The organism is Sulfobacillus thermotolerans (assembly GCF_039623705.1).
Taxonomy (GTDB): Bacteria; Bacillota; Sulfobacillia; order Sulfobacillales; family Sulfobacillaceae; genus Sulfobacillus; species Sulfobacillus thermotolerans.
This window is the reverse complement of the sequence record NZ_CP133983.1, coordinates 3,032,870-3,056,856: the sequence shown is the minus strand read 5'-3', so window position 1 is coordinate 3,056,856 and position 23,987 is coordinate 3,032,870. Positions and strand designations below refer to the sequence as shown.

The following is a 23,987-nucleotide window of genomic DNA, read 5'->3' as shown; positions in this document are numbered from 1 at the left end:
ATGGCGATGGATATGCCACGCTCATCATCTCGGATGCTGCAATGGGGTCTGGCTGCTTATTGGTTTTCCTTAAATATGGAAGGAGCCGCGCTCCTTACCATTTTGATCCCGATGACCTTACTCCAAGTGTCTCCCGTAGGACATGTCGGCCAGTTGGCGCGTATCGTGTCCTTGGCCGCGCTATTCACCATGATTGTGCCCCCTATTGCCGGCGCCTATTCGGACCGTCAAAAACGCCGTGGTAAACGCCGCATGCCGCTGATGTGGTGGGGGACGGCGCTAAATGTGGGGGGCTTGTTGATGATCCCTGGGGTGTCACGAGCCTCAATCTTAACCGTTTCGGTCCCGGCCATGGGGTGCGCGGGTCATTTCAGCGGGCTCACAACGGTTGTTTGAACCAAATTTTTTTACCACCCGTTTGCCAGAGCGCTGGGGATACTGGTTAAGTGCTGTAAATGTAGGTCCTGTATTGTGGCGTCTTGGGGTGCGGCCTATAGAAAATCAACCGCTGTTCCGCCCCATTACGAGTTGGGCGTATCATATTTTTCAAACGCAGGGCAATCTTCTTGCGAGCGCGGTATTCACCGAGGAGGTGCTTACGGGTTTGGCCATGGTGAGGACAAATAAGGCGCCGCTGCGGCTACGCGACCTTTGGCAGCCGCGCTATGCCCGGCAAGGTGCTTGTCTTGTCAGCGTCACCGCCCTGCAAGAGCCCTATCGGCACCAGATGCGCCAGCAACTAGCCATGCATATCCGGCAACAAATAGCGGAACTATTAAATGCCGTCCGCGATGGCGATCTATTGTATTTGACACCCGAAGGCCGCTATACCCAAGACGGACGCGTGGGCCGGTTCCGCATGCTTTGGACGGTAGCTCAACAACACATCCCAGAGGTTGTGGGGATGGCTACCGCCTATGACGTGTTGCGCCCGGGCCCTTTGCACGTCTGGATGAGGTGGACCGAGAGGATGAAAGCCCCTTGGGCGCAAACCATTTTGCGAGCTAGGCGGCCGATTACGGCGAGTCATGTGGTGGCGGTCGCGGTTGAAGGCATGGCCGATGAATCTTCAGCCATGGCCCGGGCGAAGGCGCTGATGGCAAAAATTCCCGCGGATGCCCAGGTGGCAAGTGACTTGGCGACACGGCCAGATGAGGTGTTGACCCGCGCGTTGCACTTTCTTTGGCCTCGGCATCAGCACGGCGTGGTTTGTGACCCGCGGTTACCAGGAGTACCGGATCTTGTGCAGTATTACCGCAATCAATGGGATGAAACGATAGCGGCGTTAACCCGTTGCACAAGACCATAATCGCCGTGAAAGTGACCACGATCCGACTGCCCATGCAGAAATGCTTGTGATTCGAGCGGCATCCCAAAAACTGGGGCGATGGCGTCTGACTGGGACGACGTTGCTTGTGACGCTTGAGCCTTGTATAATGTGTGCGGGTGCTATTATATTAAGTCGGATAGATCGATTGGTTTTCGCTACACGGGATCCCAAAGCTGGCGCTGTGTTGAGCCTGTATCAAGCGCTATCGGATGACCGTCTCAATCATCGCGTGGCGATTCATGAAGGTCTCTACCAACAACAGGCACAAACGCTGTTGCGGGACTTTTTTCGGGCCCGGAGAATAAAGGACAAGTGAATAGTGCGGAGAGGTGTCTGAGTTGGTCGAAGGAGCCCGACTCGAAATCGGGTAGGCGGCTAAAACCCGTCTCGTGGGTTCGAATCCCACCCTCTCCGCCACGATATTGATCTGGAGGGGTGGCCGAGCGGTTTAAGGCGCACGCCGACGCGATTGAGCTCATCGCCGAGTATGCCGACGGGGCTTTGCGTGACGCGCTTAGTTTGCTAGACCAAGCCTTGGCGGTCGGACAAGGAACTCTGAGCCGAACGGTTGTAGCGGACTTGGTGGGTACGGTGGATCCTGCCCTTATGCTGCGGTTGATGACAGGATTGAGCCAGTCCGAGACCTTGGCTGAGGTGATGGTGACGTTGGATACGGTGTATCATTTAGGGCGCGATTACCGCAGTGTCCTGCGTGACCTTGCTAAGCAGATTCGGGATGTGATTATATGGCGACAAGCCGGGCATGATCTTTTTCCGCAATATCGGCAGCAGTGGCTTGCCGAAGTGGATCAGGCTCTTCCCACTCATATTGCTCCAGCTCAGTGGTTCCATGCGTTAGAAATATTAGCGGAAGCCGATACGCGTTTGCGCGGGGGATTTCCGGCGCAATTGTCTGTAGAATTGGCACTGCTCAAGATTCGTGAGGAGTGGGGACTCGGATCTCCTCCACCTGTCTTGGAGGCGGTTCACGCTCAAAAGCCCCCGACCAAGACCCCTTTGTCTCCTAGGGCCGAGCCCGCGAACACGGGTTCCATCGCACCGGAGCCCGTACCCGTTCAAGGGGGTGGAGGTACTGGCAACCGAGTACCATTGCTCTTAGAGACGATTCGTCAAGAACGGCTGTCAACCCATGCACTCTTGAATGATGCCAAGGTCATTGAGCGCGATGCACAGAACTTGGACATCATCTTTTCTTTTCCGGCGCACCGTGATTTAATGATGACCACGCAGAATAAAGCTTTGCTGGATCAGGTGATACAGCGGATATATGGGCCTGGAATGCGGTATCATTTAACCACAGCTGACAACGCCGCCGAGACCGGCGCACCGCCGTCTCAATCGGTTGCTCCCCCGCTTGAGGACAGCATCCGTGAGTGGTTGGGGCCTGACGTGCCTATTCGTACGGTGAGCGATTAATTCGAGGAGGGTTATTATGGGATTTAACCCCAACAACATGCAAAAAATGATGAAGCAAGTCCAAAAGATGCAGGCGGATATGGCTCGGGTTCAAGAAGAATTGCAGACGGAAACGGTCGAAGTGGAAATTGGCGGCGTAATCAAAGCCGTGTTTAATGGACATGGGGAGATTCAGTCCCGATGGCACACCCGTCTACAATTTTGCGGTGGTACTCGACGATTATGATATGGCGATCACCCACGTGATTCGGGGCGAGGAGCATCTCTCCAACACGCCGAAACAAATCTTAGTCTATCAGGCGCTAAACTTGGACCTTCCTGCCTTCGCGCATGTCCCCATGATTTTAGCTCCCGATCACACAAAATTGTCCAAACGCCATGGCGCGACTTCTGTTGAGGAGTACCGGCAGCAGGGTATTCTACCTGAAGCATTGACGAACTATCTCTTGCTCTTGGGATGGTCTGCTCCAGACGATACCGAAATCATGACCCTTGAGCAAGCGGCGCAGTGGTTTGACTTGGACCGAGTACAACATACGGCTGCAATTTATGACATTAAGAAGCTAGAGTGGATGAACAGCCAATACCTCCGGTTGCTGCCGGTGGACCGGATAAAAGAGGCGGTGACGCCCTTCCTGGCGGCAGAAGGTATTGTCTCGGAATCAGGGCCGGACCTGGATACCGTTATTGCTTTGGTGCGCGAACGGGCCCGGACGTTGGTGGAGTTGGCGCAAGGGATGGCTTATTTTTATGTGCGGCCCCAAACATTCGAGGCCAAAGGTGTTCAAAAGCATTTTGACGCCACCACCCCCGAGCGGTTACGAGCGCTAGCGGAGGTCTTAAGCCAACTGTCGACATGGGACCATGACAGCCTGATGGCGGCGTATGATGCGGAAGCGGCTCGTTTAGAGGTCAAACGGGCGGCGTTGATTCACCCTTCCCGATTGGCGGTAACAGGACGCACGGTGGGCCCGGGCTTATTTGAACTGTTGGAGGTCTTAGGGCAAAAAGAGACCGTGGACCGTCTCTTGGAGACGGCCACGGCCATTGAGAATGGGCATATTACGCCAACACCTTGACCTTGGCAGGACCGGGGGTCACGTACCCAATGCGGTAAACCGCAATCTTGGCTTGCTCGAACGCGGCCTCTAAGGAGGCGGCGTTCTCTTTTTTGACCGTAAACAGCAAACCACCTGAGGTAACCGCGTCAGCTAGCAACGTCAACAACTGGGAATCCATCGCCGGATCCGCATCAAGATGCGGCCTCACGTACTCTAGATTGCGACGGCTGCCCGACGGAAACCGCCCGAGTTGCGCGAGTTCCTTGGCGCCTGGTAACGTGGGAACACGCGAGGCCTCAAGGACGATGCTAACGCCAGCACCTTGGGCCATTTCCCAACTATGCCCTAGTAGACCAAATCCCGTAACGTCCGTACAAGCGGTGGGATCTCCCACTTGTTTAATGGCATCGCGTGCGGCGCGGTTCAAGGTTGTCATCATGGTGACCACGCTGTTCGTCCATTCGGGACGCGCTTCACCATCTTTGACAGCTTTGATGACCACGCCACTCCCAATCGGTTTGGACAGATACAACAAGTCGCCGACTTGCGCCGTGCTGTTGCGCCATATGTGATCGGGGTGGACAAGGCCTGTGACGGCATATCCCATTTTCGGCTCGTTGTCATCGATAGAGTGTCCTCCAAGTAAATGGCAAGACGCTTCATCTAAGATCGACTGACCGCCTTGCAGCATGGCTCCGACTTCTTCGGGTGACAACACGCCTTCTGGCACCGCTAGAAGATTCAATGCGGTCACGGGAATGCCTCCCATGGCATACACGTCAGATAATGAGTTGGCGGCCGCGACTTTGCCAAATAGTTCAGGATCGTCGACAACAGGTGTCAAAAAGTCCACGGTTTGCACAAGGGCTTGATCTGGCGTGAGGCGGTAAACGCCCGCGTCATCGTGGGTTTCGTTGCCCACTAAGACATCAGAATCCGCATGAAGGCGGGGTGGCACAAAGCTTAGTGCCTTCGTTAGGTCCTCCGGACCTAACTTGCACCCTCATCCCGATTTGCTGGTCATCTGTGTTAAGCGCGGGTGCATATCCTCACCTCCTGGATCCTCCAGAAAGCCTGGCGGAAAATTTTTCATGATGATTCTGGAGACAACGAGGCCTCCAGTCTTCTGTATCATAGCACAGTCATAAGGGCAAAGAGTTTGAGCGATGGATTAAACCCCCCGGCTGTTATCCGGAGGGTTTGACTTCAATGGCGCTGGCTCAAGGGCTATTGTTGTCCATACCAGATGGAACGGATGACGGTCCACAAGTGCGGATCCTCATCGCCGAGGCGCCAAATGGCGACCCCACCGAGATGATCGTGTTTGGCCAGTTCCAGCTTAAAGGCATCACTATAGCCGTTTTCAAACCACACAGTGTGGGTCGTGCCATTCGCAGCTTGGTACTGAAACGTGGCTTCATCATACGTCGAATTCCACGTGATGGGCACCCCGTAGTGGGCAGCCAGGTTCACCGCTTGCTCGTCATGGACCTCTACGGTATTGCCGTCCGAAGACCAGTTATAGCCGTAGGCGGCAAGTCCTAAAACAATCTTGGAAGCTGGGATGCGGGCTAAAGCGTAGTTGACTACATTAGTGACCCATCCGATAGGGGCGACAGGCCCTGGCGCCGAGCCGATGTCATGATAGTCATACGTCATGAGGACCACTTTGGTGGCGTATTGCCCCAAGAATTGATAATCATAGGCGCGTCCGTAGGGATCCGTGGAGGTGCGGGGAATAACGGCCACCGTGACCTCTTTCCCTAAAGGGCTAAGAGATTGACTGAGCGACTGGATAAAGGCATTGAGTCCAGAACGGTCTTGGGCACTTAAACCTTCAAAGTCAATGTTGTAGCCTTGGTAATCGTCTTGAACTGCCAATTGCGTCAGCTCGGCGACTACCGCACTGCGTGTGCTGGCGTTCGTCAGGATCGCGTCATTACCGCCAGCATTGGTGACTAACGGGAGAACCGTAATGTGATGAGCTTGGGCATACGCACGCACCGTAGCGCGCTGATAGCCCATGCGCCCGATCAAGCCATCGGCATGGACCGTGTACCACAACGGCGCAATCGTGTTGATGCTACCGAGGTTCTCTGACAAGCTGGTTTGCGATGCGGTAGACTGCGGCGTATATTGCGTGTAATATCCTAGCACCATCTTATGAGTGGAAGGGGCTAAAGGCGGATTCCCTGATGAGGGGGAGGGGGCCGCGGAAGATGACGGCGCATAGCCCATGGCGACCATTAAGGCATGCACCGTTTGAGGACCGACTACTTCATCGACTGCAATACCCGCGTGCGCTTGAAAGGCAAGCACGGCACGTCCTGTTTGTTGATTGAAGACCCCATCGGCAGGACCGGGATTGTATCCTAATTGGGATAAATCACCTTGCAAGGTGGTCACGGCAGAACCGTAGTCCCCTAGCGAAAGCATGTGCTGTCCGAGTGAGCCCTTTGATAGGGACATAGGACACTAAGGATATGAATAGGAGGGGTTTTGTGGCTGGGAGCCTGCGTTTAAAAACGGGACCGCACCGAGTGCTTGAAGGGGCTCCGTGGGTATATCGTGGAGAGATGTATCATGCCGATTTAACGCCAGGAACGGTGGTCGAATTAACCGAGGTCAATGGACGGTTTGTTGGCAAAGGGTTTTTCAATCCGGCATCGCTAATTGCCTTTCGTCTGCTCACGCGTGATGTGCATGACGTGATTGATGGGGCATGGTTTCGCCGCCGGGTGCGTGACGCGGCGCAGATGCGACAGGATTTACTTGGGCATAAAGATGCTTACCGCGTTGTCAATTCCGAAGCCGACCAATTGCCAGGGTTGATTGTGGACAAATATGGGCCGATGCTGGTGGTGGAAATTTTAAGTTTGGGATTGGTGCCCTTTACCGCGGATATTGTCGACGAGCTTGTCGCGATTTTTCAGCCCCAAGGAATTTACGAGCGGGGGGATGTTCCCGTGCGCACGAAAGAAGGACTGCCGCGCACGAACCGCATGTTGTTTGGAACCATGGTGTCCCCTGTCCATATCATAGAAAATGATGTGGTCATGCTAGTGGATCTGGCAGACGGCCAGAAAACAGGCCATTTTCTTGACCAATATCCCAATCGTCGGCGTACCGGGGAATTGGCTGCGGGCCGGAAAGTCTTTGATGCGTTTTGCCACACGGGGGGCTTTGGTCTTACAGCCGCCAAACACGGCGCGCAATCTGTCATTGGGATTGATATCGATGAGAACGCGGTGGCGCGCGCTCAAGAGAACGCAGCGGCGAATGGGTTGAACCAGGTGGAATTTCTCACCGCCAATGCGTTTGACTGGCTGAGGAAAGAAAGTGAAAAAGGACCCCAATACGATTTGGGGATCTTGGATCCGCCGGCGTTTACGAAGTCCAAAGATACAGTGGCTGGGGCGATCCGGGGCTACAAAGAGATTAATTTACGGGGCATCAAATTGCTGAAACCAGGGGGGTCATAAAGCTAAAGCTAAGGAAAATACCGTTGGCGCCGATAAGGCGACAGGAGGAGCTTTATCATGTCATCTGAGTCTACTGATTTCCAGTCCGCAATGGATCACGCTAAATTAAAAGGCTTGCATTGGAAAATTTGGTTTTTATCCGCCATGGGAGTGTTCCTTGACGGATTTGACCTCTTTATTATTGGAGTGGCTTTGCCACTGATTTCTCACCAAATGCATATGTCCAAGACCGGTCTGGGACTCGTAGGCGCTGCGGCTCCCCTAGGGGCTATGATTGGGGCCTTCACGTTAGGCCGATATACTGACAAGTTGGGTCGAAAGGCGATGTACTTTTTTGACCTTCTTTTTTTTGTCGTGTTCACAGGACTTTCCGCACTCTCTTGGAGTACGATATCTCTTCTCGTTTTCCGCTTTCTTTTGGGTATCGGCATTGGCGCAGACTATCCCATCAGCTCCACATACGTATCAGAACTCATGCCCAAAAAGATTCGCGGCCGCATGCTTTCTTCCGCCTTTAGTTTTCAAGCGTTGGGCGCGTTGTTTGGTGCGGCGGTTGGTCTTGCCATCTTAATGTTGGACCCCGCTCCTAATGCGTGGCGGTTTATGCTGGCCATTGGTGTCGTTCCGGCCATCATCGTGCTCGTCTTGCGGACCACGGTGCCCGAAAGCCCCCGGTGGCAAATGGAGCACGGTGACGCAGAAAAGGCTCGGACCTCCGCTGAAGCTTTGACAGGGCAAGCGATTGCCGTCGAACCGGTGCGCAAAAGCACATTGCAGTACAAGGACTTATTTAGCGCGGCCTACCTCAAACGAACCATTTTAGTGACGGTGCCATGGTTCTTAATGGATATTGGGCTCTATGGCATTGGCATTTTTACGCCGACGATTTTGTCCGTTATGGCTTTCGCGGGGCATGGTAACTTCATTCATAAAGACATTTTGTCAACCCAAGGCGCGATTTTCTTGGACGTCTTTTTAGTCGTGGGTTTTGCCTTAAGCATTACCCTTATTGAGCGGCTTGGGCGCATCCGGCTCCAAATGATAGGGTTCGCGGGGATGGCCGTGGCGATGGCGGTGCTCGCGGTTGTCGGTGTGCCCAAGGGGGCCCAAGGAGACTCCACGTTGTTAATTTTCTTTGGATTTGCCTTGTTTAACCTCGCGGTGAATATGGGCCCCAACGCCACCACCTGGATTTTGCCAACCGAGGTCTTCCCCACCAGCCTGCGCGCATCGGGTCATGGTCTCGCGGCCGCATCCGGAAAATTTGGCGCAGCCGTGGGTATTTTCTTGTTACCGGTCTTAGAGCAAGCGTGGGGGTTAGGGGTCACGTTAGGGATGATTGCGTTGGCTTCCTTTATTGGATTGCTGATTACCTGGCTTTTTGGGTATGAGACAGCTGGCCAATCTTTGGAAGAGGCCGGGGGCAATGGGAATGAAAAAGGGCCGCGAACGAAGCAAGTGACGGCCTAAGGAAAAAGCCTTCCGGCACAAGCCGGAAGGCTTTTTTAATGAGACGATGTTAGTGGCTGCACGAATTGGCGGCGCCGGGATCATCCTTAGTACGGAAGGAGTGACCACATCCGCAGGAAGAAGCCGCATTGGGGTTATTGATGGAAAAGCCACCGCCCATCATTGAGTTCACATAATCGACTTCGATTCCCTCCAAATAAGGAGCACTTAAGGGATCGATCACCACTTTGACCCCATTAAACTCAAAGACGTTGTCATCCTCTTGGGCAGCGTCCAGTGCCATGCCATAGCTGAAGCCACTGCACCCACCCTTACTGACATAAATGCGCAGGGCTAGGTCCGCATGATCCTTTGAGGCCATAAATTCCTTGACCTTATCGGTGGCAGTTTCACTCAGTGTAATCATTACGACATTCACCTCCGGGAGAAGTATTATAAAGCATCGGGTTATAGCTATCCTATCATAGATCCATCGTGCGTATCACACTATTTTTTACTGCTTTTGGACTCCTGTTCAAGAATGCCAAAAACATTAAGTAGTTCAGAAAGGCCAAAAATAAGAGCGTCGCGCGACTTCTGATCTAAACGTTCGGCAAATCGGCTAAATTGAGCCTGTCGGCGTTCAAAGACGAGTTCGGCCAGTTGTTTTCCATAGGAAGAGAGGCGTACTCGCACCACGCGTCGATCTTGATCATCGCGCTCGCGTCTGACCAGGTTCATGTTGATCAGGCGATCGACCAGTCGTGTCGCCGCGCTTTCTGTAAGTCCTAACTGTTCAGCCAGTTCACCCATGGGCAAATTGGGCACACCATATAAGGCAAACAAGGCGTTCATTTGGGACGGCGTAACCTCGAGGCCAATCAACTCACGACTAGCTTCGGCTTCGAGATAACGCATTATACGCGGGAAAAGTCGCTGAATTTCATTAATGAACGATTGTAATTGGTCATCCATCTGGGGCCCTCCTTGCGTCTGTTGTTTCATCATATCAAATCTTCGGCTTTTCGCTAATAAATTTGTCGTTGACAACTATTGCATTAGGGCGATATACTGGCCCTGCAAAACGTCACAGTCTAAAGGAATGGGGCGCCATGATCCCGATATTACGGACGCATCAACGAGTCTTCTGCGGTTCCGAGGGGGAGGTGGCGCTTTTTCTTATGATCAGGAGGGGTGCGGATGTATGTCAAGAAGGTCGCGGTTATTGGCGCGGGGACCATGGGCGCCGATATTGCTTATACGCTGGCTTTGACGAATATTCCTGTGGTTCTGCGGGATGTGGATGATTCGGCGCTTAAGAGGGCCCAGGAACACATTCAAGGACTTTTTGCCCAACGGGTCGCGAAAGGACGTCTCACGGCTCCAGATGCCGACCAACGTTTCGCCCGCATCGTGTTTAGTGGGGATCCTGCAGCTTTGCAAGATGTGTCCGTGGCGATTGAAGCCGTGCCAGAAAAAATGGCTTTGAAACAGAAAGTTTTTCAGGAACTCGACCGCTTGCTTCCGCCACTGGCCATTTTAGCGACAAACACCTCGGCCCTTAGTGTGACAGAGATGGCTCGCGTAACGTCCCGTCCCGAACGGGTGGCCGGCATGCATTTTTTCTATCCTGCGCACATGATGAAGCTGGTCGAGATTATTGCTGGATCGGATACAGAGCCTGATGTTCTCAAGACCCTCAGTCGACTTAGTGAAGAAATTCGGAAAATTCCGGTGGTCGTGAAGGAGTGCCCGGGGTTTGTGGTGAACCGCGTGTTGACAGCCTCCATGGCCGAGGTGATGCGGTTTAAGGCCGAATATGGCTATAGCGCGCAAGAGATTGATGACGTTATTGTGAGACATCAGATTGCTCCCTTGGGCCCTTTTACGTTGGCGGATGCTTTAGGTCTAGATATTGCCTGGGATGTCGCACAAACGCTGCAAGCAGCTTATGGAGACCGTTTCGATCCGGGTCCCGAGTTGCCACAACTGGTAGCGGAAGGACATCTTGGGGTGAAAACGGGCCAAGGCTTTTATACCCACAACAGGTCATGAAAGGATGGGGAGAAAATGGAGGCAGAACGCGAACAAGAATTAATAGATCGGTTTACGCTGGCCACGTATTTAGAAGCAGCTAGACTGTATGAAGAAGGTATTGCTACCGCGCAAGCGATTGACATTGCGATGCGGGCCGGTGCAGGGCTTCCTCAAGGGCCGCTGGCGTGGGCGGATAGTATCGGCTTGGATGTTATTTATGAGAAGCTCACGCGCCTGCAACACGAATTGGGCGACCGGTTTGCGCCTCCAACATCTCTGACAGAGCGGATCGGGCGGGGTCAACTGGGTGTCAAAACGCACGCAGGTTATTTCAATTATTAACGGACAATGGGAGGTGAATACAACATGGCACTAATTACCGTCGAACAGAGGGACCGTGTCGCTGTCTTGCGCCTGAGTCATCCTCCTGTGAATGCCTTAAGCTTATCCTTGTTGCAAGAACTCGATCGTGCCCTCACCGAGGCGATTGAGAATCATACTGTACGAGCGTTGGTTATTACGGGAGATGGTATGTTTTTTGCTGCGGGCGCCGATATTCCGAGCTTTTTGCAAATGGGAGCTGGCGTTAAGGATTTTTTGGCCTATGGCGTGGCCTTGTTTAATCGCATCGAACAGTGTCCCAAGCCTACTATTGCGGCCATTGGCGGCCCTGCCTTAGGCGGTGGCAATGAACTAGCGATGGCCACCGATATGCGCATTGCGTCCGACGCGGCACGTTTTGGTCAGCCCGAAGTAAATTTAGGGATCATACCGGGCTGGGGTGGGACGGTTCGTATGCCCAAATTAATCGGTCGGTCTCAAGCGGCGCGCTTATTACTCACCGGCGAAGCCATTGATGCCCAGGAGGCCTTGCGTATTGGTTTAATTCATGAGGTGGTGCCTGCCCATCTTTTATTGGACTATGCCGTGAATCAAGCAGACCGCTTAGCAGCCTTGCCGCCTTTAGCCCTGCAAGCCATTAAGAAACTTCTGGTCGATCCGAGTCTTGGACAAGCGGCGGAAACCGACGCGATGTCGGCTCTCATGGCGTCATCTGATGCAGCGGAGGGTATTATGGCCTTTCTCCAAAAGCGACGCCCAGAGTTTCGAGGGCAGTAGCGATGAGCGTCTATGACGAAAAACCTTGGTTGAAGCATTATGGGAATGTGCCACCAGAGATTGCGCAACCCCTTCGACCCTTAACCGATGTCATTGAACGCTGGAAAGACTGTGACGATAGAACGGCCGTGGTATTGGAAGACAGGACTATAAGCTATCCCGTTTTGTGGTCCATGGTAAACCGCGTGGCGGAAGGATTGCGGCGGTTGGGCGTTCAAAAAGGTGACCGTGTGGCCATTATCTTACCGAACAGCTTGGCCTTCTTACAAGCCTATTTCGGGATTTTGCGTTTGGGTGCGGTGGTTGTCGCGCTCAATCCGTTGTATACTTCATCAGAGCTGGCCGCGTTGTTAATGGATGCTGCCCCACGCACCCTGATTGTCCCGCCACAAGCCGTCGATCGGTTGCCTTCAGGCCTTCCCTGGCCCGTATTAATCGCCGATATGAACAATGACCAAGCGGTGGAAGAAAAGGCGTGCGCAGCATATCCGCAAGCTTCCTCCTTTAGTGCATGGTTGTCGTTGCCGGAATTGGCTACTCCCCCGGACATTGAGCCTGAGCATGATTTAGCGCTCCTGCAGTATACAGGCGGCACGACGGGTTTGCCCAAAGGCGCGATGCTGTCCCATGGGAATCTATGGGCCAATGCCGAACAGTCGCGCCTATGGATGCAAGACATCGTGTCTGCCGATCACCAAGACACCATCCTGATTGCTTTGCCATTATTTCATGCGTACGGGATGACGGTCGGCATGAATTTGGGCTTGTTGATTGGAGCGCGTTTGGTCTTTATGGTCCGTTTTCATCCCGAACAGGCCGCATTCTGGATTGAACGCACGAAGCCAACCCTCTTTCCCGGAGCCCCTACGATGTATGTGGCGCTCGCGCAATATGCGGCTCAACATCATTTGGACCTCACCTCGATTAAAGGGTGTATCAGCGGCTCGGCTCCGTTGCCCGCTCAAGTACAAGAAGACTTTGAAAAACTAACCAAAGGGCGGATTGTAGAAGGGTACGGTTTGACCGAGGCGTCTCCTGTGACACATTGTCAGCCTTTATGGCCGGTCGATGTGAAATCGCCAGGCATTGGATTTCCGTATCCGTCTACAGCTGTGCGGATTGTCAATGCGTCCGGTGAAGATGTTCCTGTTGGCGAAAAAGGTGAATTGTTGGTGAAAGGGCCTCAAGTCATGCAAGGATACTGGAATCGACCGGAAGAGAGCCAAATGGCGTTGAAAGAGGGATGGCTTTATACGGGAGACGTGGCGACGATGGATGAAGACGGATATTTCCATATTGCTGACCGTAAAAAGGACCTCATTATTTGTTCCGGGTTTAACGTGTACCCGCGGGAAGTGGAAGAAGTGCTCTACCAGTATCCGGGGATCGAAGAAGCCTGCGTCATTGGGGTACCTGATCCCTACCGAGGAGAGACCGTTAAAGCCGTTATCGTGCCGCGCGCGGGCGTCGCGTTGGACGCCCGTGCGCTCGATGCGTTTTGTCAAGAGAGGTTGGTTTCATACAAACGTCCGCGGATTTATGAGATGGTGGACCACTTGCCGAAATCAGCGATCGGCAAAATTCTACGCCGGGAGCTAAGCCGCACGGCGGCGCAGAATGACCAAAAAATAGGCGGCAAAGAAAAGACCTAGTGCAGGAATTCCGTAGCTAGCCGCAACAATCCGCACATGCACAAACGCAAGCCACAAGAGGCCGGCCGATCCGAGCCACGGACTGACCGGCCCGCTATTGCGCCCGCCAATGGAAATCAGCACGGCGGCTAACAGAAGAAATCCTATCCACCACCAAAGGCCATGGCCCAAGGACAACAAGGAAAAAGTGACGGCTAAAATCAGAAGCCGCAAAAGGCCCCGGCTGTGAAAGCGCCAAGGAGGAGTGGTAGTTCTGGGCACGGCAGAAAGTTTGGGACGCATTATGCAAAAAACCTCCAAAACCGGTTTGTTGAAGCTCATCGCAAGCTCGGGTGTGTTTGCCGCGCCCGTAATCAAAGCGGGCTTGGGAGCGAAGCTTGTCTAGCTCATAGTATCATTGCTGTGCGTTTTTGACTAAAAATTAGAGCGATTTGGGGTGGGAATTCGCACGCAGACGACCTGTCACGCGCTTTGTGTCTTTGGGTAGACTAAAAAACAAAAGACGCCTTGATGAGGAGGACAACGAAATTCCTGGGCCTCGAGAATATTACCTTTTAAATTGGTAGATGGTATAATACGGGGGAATTTAGTGTGCACACGGGGGTATGGCTATGCAGGTCACTGATGCAGCGTATGAAGTATTAAAAGAACACGGGCAGCCGATGGAAGTGCAGGACTTGCTCGATGAGACGTTGCGCAAACTGGGCCAAGACCGGGAAGCCCGTCAAGTGGCAAGAATTTACACAGAAATTAATCTTGATGTCCGCTTTCAATATCGTGGCAACTCGATGTGGGGATTAAAGGAATGGTTGCCTAAATCGGTAGCAAAAGGGTCGACTGGTCGGTCGGGCGGCTACGACGACGAAGAGAACGGCGACGTGGAGGAGGACGAGGGCTAACCTTCGGACTCCTTCTCCTTTTGAGTAAAAATCAATAGGCGGACAGCAAGAATTGTTATGAGGCATGGACATTAAGGGGAGGACATTGTGGCGAAGTTTGTGTTTATAACGGGTGGGGTCGTGTCATCCTTAGGCAAAGGGATAACAGCAGCGTCTTTGGGGCGTATTTTAAAAAGTCGGGGCGTGAAAGTCACGGCTTTAAAGTTGGATCCGTATATTAATGTGGATCCTGGTACAATGAGCCCTTTACAACATGGCGAGGTTTTTGTTACGCAAGATGGCGCGGAAACAGACTTAGACCTAGGTCATTATGAACGTTTTATGGATGTGAACTTGGGACAAGCCAACAACGTGACCACAGGCCGCATTTATTGGTCCACTCTGACCAAGGAACGACGCGGCGATTTTCTGGGAGGCACCATTCAGGTCATCCCGCACATTACCAATGAAATCAAAGAGCGAATTCACCGCGTTGCCGAGGCATCAGGAGCCGACGTCATTATTGTGGAAATTGGCGGCACTGTGGGCGATATTGAGAGCTTGCCGTTTTTGGAAGCAATCCGCCAAATGCGGTCAGATATTGGCCGCGACGCGGTCATGTACATTCATGTCACGTTGGTGCCCTATCTCAATGCGGCGGGCGAAGCGAAAACCAAGCCAACGCAGCACTCGGTCAAGGAATTGCGTTCTATTGGCATTCAGCCCGATGTGATTGTCTGCCGCGTCCAGAAGCCGTTGTCGCGCGATTTGCGTGACAAAATTGCGTTGATGTGTGATGTGGATCGGAAGGCCGTTATTCAAAATGTTGATGCCGAATCGATTTATCAATTGCCTTTGATGTTAGCGGAAGAGGGCTTGGACGATATTGTGTTAGATCGGTTGCAGATGCAAGCGCCGCCTGCTGACCTGGCTGATTGGGCGCAAGTGGCCAAACGGGCAACAACGTTGCAAGGGGATGTGACGGTTGCTGTTGTCGGCAAATATGTGGCGCTGCACGATGCATATATGAGTGTGGTCGAGGGGCTTGTGCACGGAGGGCTCGCCCATCAGGTTCGGGTTAATATTAAATGGGTCGACTCCGAAGAAGTGGAAGAGCAGGGAGCTGCGGCTTTATTGGAGGGCGTGGACGGGGTTTTGGTGCCTGGTAGCTTTGGCTACCGAGGTGTCGAGGGAAAAATTCAAGCAATTACGTGGGCGCGTGAAACAAGAACCCCATTTTTCGGGATTTGTATGGGCATGCAGGCCGCGGCCATTGAAGTGGCGCGCAATGTCTGCGGATTGGAAAATGCGAATTCTACGGAGTTTGATCCGAACACCCCGTATCCTATTATTGACTTGATGCCCGAGCAGCAAGGCGTGATGGACATGGGCGGCACCATGCGGTTAGGGAGCTATCCATGTACCTTGAAGCTAGGGACTAAGACTCAAGCTATTTATCAAGATACCTTAATTTTCGAAAGGCATCGCCACCGGTTTGAGTTAAATAACCGGTTTCGGGAGATGTTGGCAGACAGCGGACTCGTGGCGTCGGGTCTGTCGCCGGATGAGCGTTTAGTTGAAATTATGGAGTTGCAGGGACATCCTTGGTTTGTGGGGACGCAGTTTCATCCCGAATTTCAGTCTCGCCCGAATCGCCCACACCCCTTGTTCGCAGGATTTGTGGGAGCTGCGGCTAAGCGCAAGGGACTAGGCCCAGACAAGACGTTAGTGGAAGAAAATGCGGGGGCTGTGGGCCATTCCTAACGGGGGGTCTGTCTTATACCTAACGCTCTAAGAGTCTATCGCAACAGGTCCGGTGCCGGGTTCGGGTACCGGACCTCCTTATTTGCTCGCTAGTGGGGATGGTGCATCAGAACTAAACTGCGGTTGATGGGGTATAAAGCTATGGCAGAGGGCGAAGATAAGGGCAGTGACGACCGTGTATTCGGATATCAGCGGTCAAAATTACACCTGTCAGGAGACGACGTTGCTTATGTTTACGCAATCTGCCTTTCTTCCCATTGCCATTGGATTTTTTGGACTGGGCACCAACTACTTTGTGTGGGGGGGACAAGCCCTCTTCAACCACCCACCGAACGGCCCCGAAATTGATAAAGCGGTGGCGATTTGGGGGATCTGGATGGGGGGCTTCATGCAGTTCAGTGCTGAAGGATGGATGGCCATTGCCTATGCAGCCCTTTCCTTATTGGGAACCTTGATCTTTTTAGATGCCGGAGACGTGCCTGTGGGCATCTTGTTTATCATTCTGTTGCTCATTTACTTATCGGAAATTCCTACCCGACTCGCTGGTTGGAATCCTGGAGCACGCTTAGTGGGACTGTGGCAATTTCTGGGCGCTATCTGGCTCATGTATTTAACGTACGGCGTGGTATTCAACACCTCTTTAGGAGGACACTGGTGGGTTTAGTGCTTGAGTATGCAAGGGGACGAGGCTTTCCAAGAGAAGGGGCTTGGAAAGCCTCTTGGGTTTGCGTAGCGGTCATGGATACTCTTTGACAAGGTTTTTGCAGACAGAATATACTGAAGCAAAAGAGGAGAGGAGGCTCGACACATGGGATTGATTTCACGGGTGTCCACCATCTTTAAATCGAAAGTCAACAATATCTTGGATAAGGCTGAAGACCCTCGCGAGACCTTAGAATATTCCTATCAGAAGCAAGTCGAGCAGCTTCAGCAAGTTCGGCGTGGAGTGGCCGAGGTTGTGACGTCGAAAAAGCGTATCGAATTGCAGCTGAATAAGCTACAACAAATGGCCGCGCAATGGGACCAAGATGCGCGCGACGCGGTAGCTGCCGGCCGTGACGATTTGGCCCAAGAAGCCTTGACCCGCAAGCAAACAGTCGTTGCGCAAATGCAAGGACTGCAAACGCAAATTGCGGATTTGGAGAAAGAGGAGCATCGCCTACAAGATGCCCAACAAAAGCTGTCGTTGAAAGTGGAGACGTTCCGGACGCAAAAAGAAGTTATCAAGGCGCAATACTCCGCGGCCCAAGCTCAGGTGAAAATTGGGGAAGCGTTTTCAGGGTTGGGCGAGGACATGGCGGATGTTAACATGGCGTTGCAGCGGGCGCAGGACAAAACTCAGGCCTTGCAGGCACGCGCTCAGGCCATTGACGCGTTGTCCGAGGCGTCTTCGTCGACCCTACAGCTTGATGCAGCCCCATCGACAGGGGATTCCATTCGCGACGAATTGAATCGTCTCAAAGGGTCAACATCGGTGTCCGATGAGTTGGCAAAGCTGAAAGAAGAAATGGGCAAGGGAGAACCCTCATGATTGTTAGGATTTTGGCAGAAGGCCAGTATGACGTGGACGGAGCGACATTGGACGCTATTCATCGTCTGGATGATGAAGTCATGCAGGCCATCATGAACAACGATGCTGGGCGCTTTCATACTCTCTATGGGAAGCTCGTAGCACTGGCACGAACGGGCCGCCGAATTGAACCGCATGAATTTGCGGAATCGGATATTATACTTCCAGCGGCCGATACCAGTTTAGCGGAAGCAAAGAAACTGTTCAGTGGCACAATCGACTAACATGATCTTAAAGGGGAGGATCCCAGAGCGCGTACCATCGCTCCGGGTCTTTTTCTATGGGCATAAAAGGCTTCAGGGTTTGGGCAATCCGAAATTCCCGGGCTTGGTCGCGACGATGGGAGAGTTGAGGGACAAAGGGGTAAAAGGCCGCGCGACGATAGGTGTAAATCAAGTACCATGAGGGCGTGAAGGCAAACATCGCGGCCAGAAGACTATCGCCATATCCGGCTTGCTTTAACATATCTGCGGTTAAGTGCAGCGCGTTGATGACATCTTCGGGATCTTTTCCCTCAAAGACAATCCAGCGATAGCCTTGTTGGTCGTCCACGTGATGGGCTGTGACCGGCATATCTTTGCCGCCTAAGGTGAGAATTTGTTGGACATCCTTTTCTAAGGATTCATACCCTGAATTGTCAAAAAAAAGCTGGCAATAGTAATCACCGCGACGTCATGATTCTTAATATGGGTCAACTCGTGGGCTAATACCGCTTCTAATTCTTGTTCCGGAAGCTGATCCAAAAGGCCTTGGGTCACGGTGATCGTCGCCTTTTTAGGACTGCGTCCTGTAGTAAAGGCATTCGGCATGCGAGTCGGCATCACGGCAATTTTGGGTACCGGGATATCCGCGAGTTGTGCGAGACGCTCGACCATAGCATACAGCTTGGGCGCTTGCTGGGGCGTAACAATCCGTGACCCCGTCGTTAATAGCACCAGGCTGTCTGAAAAGAAATATTGGCTAAAGGCTAATGCCATAATGATTAAAATCAGTAACGGCAATGCCACACCTGCGTCCCATAACACCACAATAAACGCCAAATACAACGCCGCTAACAACATCATGGTAATGAACATCCGAAGCGATAAACCAAAATCGTGGCCATACCAGGCCGCAGTTTTTTTTGCCATCGACGGTATGCTCCTTTCCTCTTATAGTATAGTCTACGTCCTAAAGGTCTTGCACTCAAGCTTAAGAGACGATTGTTATGAGAATCAGTCTCAGTTTACTGCGGCAAAGGCTTGTCTAGTGTGGTGCGATGAGCTAAAACGTATGCGAGAAATTGTGCTGGGTAGACGTCTGTGGCAAAAAACGGATCGACAAAGTTCTTGCAAAATCTCATCACGGAGAGTAAAATGGTTTTTGCTGCTGGGGGATGATGTAGCGGTAGCATAGGTGACTCTGGATCACCTCGCCTAGGTTCGAATCCTGGTCCCCCAGCCAATTATGGCCCCATAGTCTAGAGGCCTAGGACGCCGGACCCTCATTCCGGAAACAGCGGTTCGAATCCGCTTGGGGCTACCATTTAATAACCGCTGTGAAGCGGTTATTTTTTTATGCTCACTGTCCGACGGCCTGAATAATTCTCGCATCTCGCGTGGATTAAGACCGTTGCGAAAATCCAAGGCTGGGTTTGAACGAACGACCCAAGCCTTGGATTTTAGTGGTGTTAAGGGTGAACGGTGGTGAGCATATGCCATTTGATGCCGCTGACGTCCTCTACGGTTACGGTGACCTGAGTGCCTGGGGGAATAGGGCGATTGATAGCGAGTCGTATCGTGCCCTTGGCGGAAAGCGGCACGATGAGTCCGTGTGGGCCTGGGGCGATTTTTTCAAAATGATAGACGTTGTGAATAGATTCTTTTGAGATCTTGTGCAGTTGTTGACCATTCCATATCTCATAGACCTTTCCGGTGCTAGATGTGAGGGCCACCATGGAGGTAAATTCCCCATAGACGCCAGAACCTCCGGTATTATACAGTTCTAGATCAAGCATGTGCGGTGTGACGTGGGTGCCGGTTAACACTAAATCAGGTTTTTTGCTGTAGTTGACTAACTTTCCCCACAGACCATGGTGAAAGACTTGATAGGTGAATAGGGTGATGACCACCCCGACAATCAACATGCCAAGGGCTTGCCGTTTTTGGTTTTTCGTTTCAACGGCTTCGTGTTTGATCGCCATCATTTTTCACTCCTTACACGGCAGTTTTTAAGCTAATCTGATGCGCCAAGGGCCAATGTGAACATAACCATCCCAGTTTCTGAGCAGCCACCGGTCCAAACTCCAAGGGCCAGCGCCGGAGAACATAAAGACCATCGCAGCAATGCCTTCCACGGTACCAATTTGCCATTCGTCAACACATGTGGTTCCTTGCCAGCCGTCCCCCCACAAAATCCCAAAACTCAATAGGACTGCTCCAAGAGCGGAAAGACGGGTCAGAGTTCCGCTGATTAAAAATAATCCAACCAAGAATTCGATCCACGTGAAGATAATTAAGAATCCAAAGGCTGTGTGCGGGTGAAGAATTAACGTGTTCATTAGATGATTCAGAGGCCAAAATCCCGCCTGTTATTCGCAGTATGCCCGCCTTGGGGCCTGCTGGCACAACGAGCGTAGGCGTTAGAGCTTCTGATTTACCATGGGTTGTGCCTATGATTTTGTCTAAGAGGGCCAAAAGGCCAAGGTATCAGTGCCCGAATGGTAGTGTTCGGCTCAAGTCCCGCAACGTACACTGGGGATGACAAATCTGTTTGAATGGTAGAGGTGGAGAAGGACCGTGGAAGTCGAAGCGTTTGGGTATTCCAGTTCTGTCATTGTGAGGCGCCTACGCTTTATCATTCCTTTGACCTGTTTCCTTGAAGTGTTATTACACCCTGCAAATAGTGAAGGATTTGCCGTCGTCGGTTTCGCGGCGGTTATCGATGTTTTGCGTCACGAATGGTTCTTGGCCTCAACCTCAAAGGGATCATTGTCTTCTACTGCATGGCGTGACGCCGTCTATGCGCTGCTTATCTATGTTCTCTATCTGACCCAAGCCCGGTTTCCTGCTCTTGCGCTCTCCCCTGTTCCAGTGATGGAGTTAGCATTAATGGCCAATCCTTCGATGGTCAAAAAAATCCTGCCCACTGTGGCAGGATTGATTGCGATTCGCCGCATAGTGTTGGCACGCCAAGGATTATTACTCTTACATATGGTTTGGCCGCTTTGGATTTTGGCGGCAGCCCTAATGGCGCTGATAATAGCCGGGCTAGTCCGGCAGCATGATCAAGCCAAAGAATCTGCTAATACCCTTATTCAGCGTCATCAGCAACTGTTAATGCGCGTGATTGAGCGGCTTTTCGAGGAGACCCACGTGATAATAGCTGATGCCGAGCGTGAGCGCCTCGAGGCATTGATTACCCAGCTGTGTCGCTCGGGCGGGGGGAAGCTCTCAGAAGAACTAAGCCATATCGTCGCTTGTGCTATAAAAGAACATGAGGAGGTCTTACATCTTTTCACGCCTCGTGAGAAAGAAATTCTTCAGGGAATGGCACGCGGATACTCTTACCGGCAGATTGCGGTCCATCAGCAGGTTAGTGAGGGAACGGTGCGGGCCCATGCGGCTAACATTATGCAAAAAATGGGTGTACACTCGCGTAGGGATGCTGTGCATTGGGCTCAACAGCAGCACATGCTTCCGGTACAGCCCGGCTCAGCTCCAGCCAATACGCGTCAAGAGTAAGGGCAAGCCGGTAAGGGGAGGATACGACAGTGATAACCACGTGGACAACGTGTTTGCGTTGGGCGGAATGTGATGTGGCCGGCATCATTTATCACGCTCATTTATTTGATTGGTTTTCTGAGGCGCGAATTCATTGGCTTCGAGCGCACAATATGGATTACTATAAGATCTTGAGACCGTTAGGTCTTGAGTTGTTGGTACGACACGCTGAAGCAGACTTTATTCATGCTATGCGTCCCGGAGACCGCTGTGACGTGCATGCGTCACTCACTAGGCTTACGCCCACACGCGCGACCTTTACGTATCAGGTCACGTCGCAAGGCCAGGAAACGAGTCGGGGAATCACCGAACATATTTTTGTGCTCAATGGGCATGCTGCTCGCCTGGACCGTTCTTTGCCTGAGTACTATGGTTCTTTGCAGCAGTTGTTGTCCTAAACACAACAGGAGGCAAAAATCATGGCCATTAAACCCTATCACTACGAGCTTCCACTGGATTTTAATCAACCTTCAAATCGCAAAGCCATGGAATCGGCGCTGCGCGAAGTCAAAGAGCAATTTGGTCTATCCTACCCGCTGTTAATCGGCTCCGAACGCGTTGACACGGAAAAAAAGATTACCTCGACCAATCCCGCCCATCCCGACCAAGTCGTAGGATTTGTCTCCAAAGCCGAAGCGAGTCACATTGACCAAGCCATTAAGGAGGCGTGGCGTGCCTTTGACTCATGGAAGAAGGTGCCCGCCGCAGACCGAGCACGCTACCTCTATAAAGCGGCAGCAATTATGCGCCGTAAAAAATTGTTTTTGGCAGCCGTAGAGGTCTACGAAGCTGGCAAGACCTGGGCGGAAGCGGAAGGCGACGTCAACGAAGCGATTGATTTTATGGAGTATTACGGTCGGCAAATGGAGCGGTTGGGAGCGCCTGTGCCCTTGACCCCTTTAGACGATGAAGACGACCAGGCCTTTTATGTACCCATCGGCGTGGGCGCAATTATTCCCCCGTGGAACTTCCCGTTGGCGATTTTGACGGGAATGACAACGTCTGCGATCGTGGCCGGAAATTGTGTCATATTAAAGCCGGCGAGTGCGACCCCGGTGATTGCCGCGCATTTTGTCGAGATTATGCATGAAGCAGGGCTGCCATATGGCGTCTTGAACTTCGTGCCGGGCGATGGCGGCACGATTGGTGATTATATTGTGACGCACCCGCTTATTCGCTTCATCAGCTTTACGGGCTCTCGAGAAGTCGGCTTGCGCATTAACCAATTAGCGGCCCAAGTAGCTCCCGGCCAAAAGTGGATTAAGCGCGTCGTGGCGGAAATGGGGGGCAAAGACGCCATTGTTGTGGATGAAACTGCCGATCTCGACAAGGCAGCACAAGATATTGTAACATCGGCGTTTGGATTTCAAGGACAAAAGTGTTCCGCATGCTCCCGCGCCATTATTGTTGATGAAGTCCATGATGTGTTGTTGAAGAAGATTGTGGAACGGACCAAAAAGCTGGTTGTCGGCGATCCCGATAATTTTAACAGTCAAATGGGTCCCGTGATTGATCCCAAAGCCTTTGAAAAGGTTCATAGTTATATTCAGTGGGGGAAAGAACACGCGCATCTCGAAACCGGTGGCGGGACCATGGACCGCGACGGCTATTTTATTCCGCCCACGATTTTCTCGGATGTGAAGCCAGGGAGCAAGCTGGAACAAGAAGAAGTGTTTGGGCCAGTGTTAGCGGTGATTCGGGCACGTAATTTGCTCTTCCAACCACTGCAGCGTGTTCACATCCAAGTGGTTATTGGGCTCATCGAGCAGCCAAATATCCGCGCCGGACAAAATAATTTGCAACAGTGCTAGTCGATGTTGTTCTCCGCCGGAAAGATGCTGGGGAGAGTCATTGAAACGGGATTCAGCAAAGCCCAGCGCAATGAGGCCCGCCCGAACGGTCGCTTCCCATTCATATCCGCCCATGTCCGAAAATTTTTCGGAGAGCCTGCCCCACTGCTCGGTTAACTCGATGAGTTGTTCAGAGGTCATATCCGGGTTGGCCATGGCTTGTTCGACGTGCTGCAGCTGTTCTTGAGTTTGCCGAAGCTGGCTGTTGGCGTCCGCTGCACAGGCCCAAATTGTCGAGCAAGAAGGCTTTTGCCACTGATTAAGTTGGGTGATATAAGGGGCGCCCATGACTTTTATGGAGCCGGAGTCGGGTTCGATGGCTCCTGACAATAAACCTAAAAAGGTGCTTTTGCCCATCCCGTTGGGTCCAACAATGCCAATTCGGTCACCAGCATTAATATTTAATGTAATGTTGTTAACTAAGGCGCGACCGCCCATTGAAAGTTGGGCCGATTGTACAGAAAGCCAAGCCATAAAATACAAAACCTCCGCGCTGACGCTTTTCTCTGTATCTTAACACAGGGCGAATACGTCAGTCGTGATGCATTAAGTTCCGCAAGCTGGGCGAAACTAATTCGACACAGAAGAAATTGGGAG

28 protein-coding genes, 3 tRNA genes and 2 pseudogenes are annotated in these 23,987 nt (G+C 52.3%); 23 read left to right on the top strand and 10 right to left on the bottom strand.

The features are described from left to right. The first annotated feature begins 6 nt into the window (after window positions 1-6). From ORD20_RS16095 to ORD20_RS16065, 7 genes and pseudogenes are all read left to right on the top strand, one after another. A complete protein-coding gene (locus tag ORD20_RS16095) occupies window positions 7-396 on the top strand; it encodes a hypothetical protein (RefSeq protein ID WP_430626369.1) in 390 nt (129 codons plus the stop codon). After that, on the top strand, window positions 389-1,309 hold the full coding sequence (locus ORD20_RS16090) for a hypothetical protein (protein WP_430626368.1): 921 nt from the start codon (window positions 389-391) through the stop codon (window positions 1,307-1,309). Before ORD20_RS16095 ends, ORD20_RS16090 begins: the two co-directional genes overlap by 8 nt. A gap of 40 nt (window positions 1,310-1,349) precedes the next feature. Further along, the gene (locus tag ORD20_RS16085; protein WP_430626367.1) at window positions 1,350-1,646 is read left to right on the top strand and encodes a nucleoside deaminase; all 297 of its coding nucleotides are present in this window, start codon (window positions 1,350-1,352) and stop codon (window positions 1,644-1,646) included. 7 nt (window positions 1,647-1,653) lie between these two features. Further along, window positions 1,654-1,747: transfer RNA gene (locus tag ORD20_RS16080), tRNA-Ser, on the top strand. 18 nt (window positions 1,748-1,765) lie between these two features. Further along, window positions 1,766-2,767, top strand: a complete 1,002-nt coding sequence (locus ORD20_RS16075; RefSeq protein ID WP_430626366.1) for a hypothetical protein — start codon at window positions 1,766-1,768, stop codon at window positions 2,765-2,767. A 16-nt stretch (window positions 2,768-2,783) separates the two neighbouring features. Continuing rightward, window positions 2,784-2,945: pseudogene (locus ORD20_RS16070) on the top strand (YbaB/EbfC family nucleoid-associated protein); the annotation flags it as partial. A gap of 49 nt (window positions 2,946-2,994) precedes the next feature. Beyond that, a complete protein-coding gene (locus ORD20_RS16065) occupies window positions 2,995-3,846 on the top strand; it encodes a glutamate--tRNA ligase (RefSeq protein ID WP_430626365.1) in 852 nt (283 codons plus the stop codon). On the opposite strand, the gene selD is transcribed toward ORD20_RS16065, so the two are convergent. Together selD and ORD20_RS16055 are read right to left on the bottom strand one after the other, a co-directional pair. Continuing rightward, entirely contained in the window at window positions 3,830-4,873 is a 1,044-nt protein-coding gene (gene selD, locus ORD20_RS16060; RefSeq protein WP_103374052.1) for a selenide, water dikinase SelD, read from the bottom strand. The genes ORD20_RS16065 and selD overlap by 17 nt on opposite strands. A 182-nt stretch (window positions 4,874-5,055) precedes the next feature. Further along, window positions 5,056-6,234 carry a glycosyl hydrolase family 18 protein gene (locus tag ORD20_RS16055; protein ID WP_430626364.1) on the bottom strand — a complete coding sequence of 393 codons (1,179 nt, stop codon included), beginning with the start codon at window positions 6,232-6,234 and terminating at the stop codon, window positions 5,056-5,058. Window positions 6,235-6,329: 95 nt separating this feature from the next. Between ORD20_RS16055 and ORD20_RS16050 the strand changes: the two genes are divergently transcribed. Together ORD20_RS16050 and ORD20_RS16045 are read left to right on the top strand one after the other, a co-directional pair. After that, window positions 6,330-7,310, top strand: coding sequence for a class I SAM-dependent rRNA methyltransferase (locus tag ORD20_RS16050; protein ID WP_430626363.1), 981 nt, complete (start codon window positions 6,330-6,332; stop codon window positions 7,308-7,310). Between the two features lie 57 nt (window positions 7,311-7,367). Beyond that, window positions 7,368-8,780, top strand: a complete 1,413-nt coding sequence (locus ORD20_RS16045; RefSeq protein ID WP_103374055.1) for an MFS transporter — start codon at window positions 7,368-7,370, stop codon at window positions 8,778-8,780. A gap of 49 nt (window positions 8,781-8,829) precedes the next feature. Here ORD20_RS16045 and erpA read toward each other — a convergent pair whose 3' ends face one another. Further along, on the bottom strand, window positions 8,830-9,186 hold the full coding sequence (gene erpA / locus ORD20_RS16040) for an iron-sulfur cluster insertion protein ErpA (protein ID WP_103374056.1): 357 nt from the start codon (window positions 9,184-9,186) through the stop codon (window positions 8,830-8,832). Between the two features lie 80 nt (window positions 9,187-9,266). Continuing rightward, a complete protein-coding gene (locus tag ORD20_RS16035; protein WP_103374057.1) occupies window positions 9,267-9,734 on the bottom strand; it encodes a MarR family winged helix-turn-helix transcriptional regulator in 468 nt (155 codons plus the stop codon). 225 nt (window positions 9,735-9,959) lie between these two features. Between ORD20_RS16035 and ORD20_RS16030 the strand changes: the two genes are divergently transcribed. From ORD20_RS16030 to ORD20_RS16015, 4 genes are read left to right on the top strand one after another with little or no spacing between them, the layout of a single operon-like run. Continuing rightward, entirely contained in the window at window positions 9,960-10,814 is an 855-nt protein-coding gene (locus ORD20_RS16030; protein WP_103374058.1) for a 3-hydroxyacyl-CoA dehydrogenase family protein, read from the top strand. A gap of 15 nt (window positions 10,815-10,829) precedes the next feature. After that, entirely contained in the window at window positions 10,830-11,138 is a 309-nt protein-coding gene (locus tag ORD20_RS16025; RefSeq protein WP_103374059.1) for a 3-hydroxyacyl-CoA dehydrogenase family protein, read from the top strand. A gap of 24 nt (window positions 11,139-11,162) precedes the next feature. Further along, on the top strand, window positions 11,163-11,915 hold the full coding sequence (locus ORD20_RS16020) for an enoyl-CoA hydratase/isomerase family protein (RefSeq protein WP_103374060.1): 753 nt from the start codon (window positions 11,163-11,165) through the stop codon (window positions 11,913-11,915). 2 nt (window positions 11,916-11,917) lie between these two features. Next, a complete protein-coding gene (locus ORD20_RS16015) occupies window positions 11,918-13,567 on the top strand; it encodes a long-chain-fatty-acid--CoA ligase (protein WP_103374061.1) in 1,650 nt (549 codons plus the stop codon). On the opposite strand, the gene ORD20_RS16010 is transcribed toward ORD20_RS16015, so the two are convergent. Beyond that, window positions 13,511-13,849, bottom strand: coding sequence for a hypothetical protein (locus ORD20_RS16010; protein WP_103374062.1), 339 nt, complete (start codon window positions 13,847-13,849; stop codon window positions 13,511-13,513). The two genes, ORD20_RS16015 and ORD20_RS16010, sit on opposite strands and share 57 nt — an antisense overlap. A gap of 329 nt (window positions 13,850-14,178) precedes the next feature. Here ORD20_RS16010 and rpoE point away from each other — a divergent pair, with 329 nt between their 5' ends. The 5 genes from rpoE to pspAA all read left to right on the top strand — a co-directional run bounded on the left by rpoE (window position 14,179) and on the right by pspAA (window position 18,003). Next, window positions 14,179-14,466, top strand: a complete 288-nt coding sequence (rpoE, locus tag ORD20_RS16005; protein ID WP_103374063.1) for a DNA-directed RNA polymerase subunit delta — start codon at window positions 14,179-14,181, stop codon at window positions 14,464-14,466. A gap of 87 nt (window positions 14,467-14,553) precedes the next feature. Next, window positions 14,554-16,209, top strand: coding sequence for a CTP synthase (locus ORD20_RS16000; protein WP_103374064.1), 1,656 nt, complete (start codon window positions 14,554-14,556; stop codon window positions 16,207-16,209). Window positions 16,210-16,438: 229 nt separating this feature from the next. After that, window positions 16,439-16,873 (top strand): hypothetical protein, encoded by a 435-nt coding sequence (locus tag ORD20_RS15995; protein WP_430626362.1) that lies wholly within the window; start codon window positions 16,439-16,441, stop codon window positions 16,871-16,873. Window positions 16,874-17,017: 144 nt separating this feature from the next. Further along, a complete protein-coding gene (locus ORD20_RS15990; RefSeq protein WP_103374066.1) occupies window positions 17,018-17,740 on the top strand; it encodes a PspA/IM30 family protein in 723 nt (240 codons plus the stop codon). Further along, window positions 17,737-18,003 carry a PspA-associated protein PspAA gene (gene pspAA, locus ORD20_RS15985; protein WP_103374067.1) on the top strand — a complete coding sequence of 89 codons (267 nt, stop codon included), beginning with the start codon at window positions 17,737-17,739 and terminating at the stop codon, window positions 18,001-18,003. Before ORD20_RS15990 ends, pspAA begins: the two co-directional genes overlap by 4 nt. Window positions 18,004-18,010: 7 nt before the next feature. On the opposite strand, the gene pspAB is transcribed toward pspAA, so the two are convergent. Together pspAB and ORD20_RS15975 are read right to left on the bottom strand one after the other, a co-directional pair. Next, complete coding sequence (pspAB, locus tag ORD20_RS15980) at window positions 18,011-18,376, bottom strand: PspA-associated protein PspAB (protein WP_430626734.1); 366 nt, start codon at window positions 18,374-18,376, stop codon at window positions 18,011-18,013. A gap of 17 nt (window positions 18,377-18,393) precedes the next feature. Next, window positions 18,394-18,909 (bottom strand): M48 family metalloprotease, encoded by a 516-nt coding sequence (locus ORD20_RS15975; protein ID WP_430626361.1) that lies wholly within the window; start codon window positions 18,907-18,909, stop codon window positions 18,394-18,396. Between the two features lie 239 nt (window positions 18,910-19,148). Here ORD20_RS15975 and ORD20_RS15970 point away from each other — a divergent pair. Together ORD20_RS15970 and ORD20_RS15965 are read left to right on the top strand one after the other, a co-directional pair. Further along, window positions 19,149-19,222: transfer RNA gene (locus ORD20_RS15970), tRNA-Gln, on the top strand. 5 nt (window positions 19,223-19,227) lie between these two features. After that, window positions 19,228-19,303 (top strand) — tRNA-Glu (locus ORD20_RS15965). Window positions 19,304-19,448: 145 nt separating this feature from the next. Here the strand turns inward: ORD20_RS15965 and ORD20_RS15960 are convergent. Continuing rightward, window positions 19,449-19,964, bottom strand: coding sequence for a TQO small subunit DoxA domain-containing protein (locus ORD20_RS15960; RefSeq protein WP_103374070.1), 516 nt, complete (start codon window positions 19,962-19,964; stop codon window positions 19,449-19,451). 24 nt (window positions 19,965-19,988) lie between these two features. Next, complete coding sequence (locus ORD20_RS15955; RefSeq protein WP_255398082.1) at window positions 19,989-20,330, bottom strand: TQO small subunit DoxD; 342 nt, start codon at window positions 20,328-20,330, stop codon at window positions 19,989-19,991. A 226-nt stretch (window positions 20,331-20,556) separates the two neighbouring features. On the opposite strand from ORD20_RS15955, the gene ORD20_RS15950 reads away from it, so the two are divergent. Genes ORD20_RS15950 through ORD20_RS15940 form a run of 3 tightly spaced genes read left to right on the top strand, consistent with a single transcriptional unit; the run spans window position 20,557 to window position 23,351 of the window. Continuing rightward, window positions 20,557-21,501, top strand: coding sequence for a helix-turn-helix transcriptional regulator (locus tag ORD20_RS15950; protein ID WP_103374072.1), 945 nt, complete (start codon window positions 20,557-20,559; stop codon window positions 21,499-21,501). A 29-nt stretch (window positions 21,502-21,530) separates the two neighbouring features. Beyond that, window positions 21,531-21,938 carry an acyl-CoA thioesterase gene (locus ORD20_RS15945; protein ID WP_242968189.1) on the top strand — a complete coding sequence of 136 codons (408 nt, stop codon included), beginning with the start codon at window positions 21,531-21,533 and terminating at the stop codon, window positions 21,936-21,938. A gap of 21 nt (window positions 21,939-21,959) precedes the next feature. Next, the gene (locus tag ORD20_RS15940) at window positions 21,960-23,351 is read left to right on the top strand and encodes an aldehyde dehydrogenase family protein (RefSeq protein WP_430626360.1); all 1,392 of its coding nucleotides are present in this window, start codon (window positions 21,960-21,962) and stop codon (window positions 23,349-23,351) included. Here the strand turns inward: ORD20_RS15940 and ORD20_RS15935 are convergent. Continuing rightward, window positions 23,352-23,828, bottom strand: a pseudogene (locus ORD20_RS15935) (ATP-binding cassette domain-containing protein); the annotation flags it as partial. Window positions 23,829-23,987 lie beyond the last annotated feature (159 nt).

Bases quoted from the DNA above. Each gene is read 5' to 3' on its own strand.
- ORD20_RS16095 (WP_430626369.1), top strand. From the start codon at position 7: ATGGATATGCCACGCTCATCATCTCGGATGCTGCAATGGGGTCTGGCT.
- ORD20_RS16085 (WP_430626367.1), top strand. From the start codon at position 1,350: ATGCTTGTGATTCGAGCGGCATCCCAAAAACTGGGGCGATGGCGTCTG.
- ORD20_RS16065 (WP_430626365.1), top strand. From the start codon at position 2,995: ATGGCGATCACCCACGTGATTCGGGGCGAGGAGCATCTCTCCAACACG.
- ORD20_RS16045 (WP_103374055.1), top strand. From the start codon at position 7,368: ATGTCATCTGAGTCTACTGATTTCCAGTCCGCAATGGATCACGCTAAA.
- erpA (WP_103374056.1), bottom strand. From the start codon at position 9,186: ATGATTACACTGAGTGAAACTGCCACCGATAAGGTCAAGGAATTTATG.
- ORD20_RS16035 (WP_103374057.1), bottom strand. From the start codon at position 9,734: ATGGATGACCAATTACAATCGTTCATTAATGAAATTCAGCGACTTTTC.
- ORD20_RS16030 (WP_103374058.1), top strand. From the start codon at position 9,960: ATGTATGTCAAGAAGGTCGCGGTTATTGGCGCGGGGACCATGGGCGCC.
- ORD20_RS16025 (WP_103374059.1), top strand. From the start codon at position 10,830: ATGGAGGCAGAACGCGAACAAGAATTAATAGATCGGTTTACGCTGGCC.
- ORD20_RS16020 (WP_103374060.1), top strand. From the start codon at position 11,163: ATGGCACTAATTACCGTCGAACAGAGGGACCGTGTCGCTGTCTTGCGC.
- ORD20_RS16015 (WP_103374061.1), top strand. From the start codon at position 11,918: ATGAGCGTCTATGACGAAAAACCTTGGTTGAAGCATTATGGGAATGTG.
- ORD20_RS16010 (WP_103374062.1), bottom strand. From the start codon at position 13,849: ATGCGTCCCAAACTTTCTGCCGTGCCCAGAACTACCACTCCTCCTTGG.
- rpoE (WP_103374063.1), top strand. From the start codon at position 14,179: ATGCAGGTCACTGATGCAGCGTATGAAGTATTAAAAGAACACGGGCAG.
- ORD20_RS15995 (WP_430626362.1), top strand. From the start codon at position 16,439: ATGTTTACGCAATCTGCCTTTCTTCCCATTGCCATTGGATTTTTTGGA.
- ORD20_RS15990 (WP_103374066.1), top strand. From the start codon at position 17,018: ATGGGATTGATTTCACGGGTGTCCACCATCTTTAAATCGAAAGTCAAC.
- pspAA (WP_103374067.1), top strand. From the start codon at position 17,737: ATGATTGTTAGGATTTTGGCAGAAGGCCAGTATGACGTGGACGGAGCG.
- ORD20_RS15975 (WP_430626361.1), bottom strand. From the start codon at position 18,909: ATGGCAAAAAAAACTGCGGCCTGGTATGGCCACGATTTTGGTTTATCG.
- ORD20_RS15960 (WP_103374070.1), bottom strand. From the start codon at position 19,964: ATGATGGCGATCAAACACGAAGCCGTTGAAACGAAAAACCAAAAACGG.
- ORD20_RS15940 (WP_430626360.1), top strand. From the start codon at position 21,960: ATGGCCATTAAACCCTATCACTACGAGCTTCCACTGGATTTTAATCAA.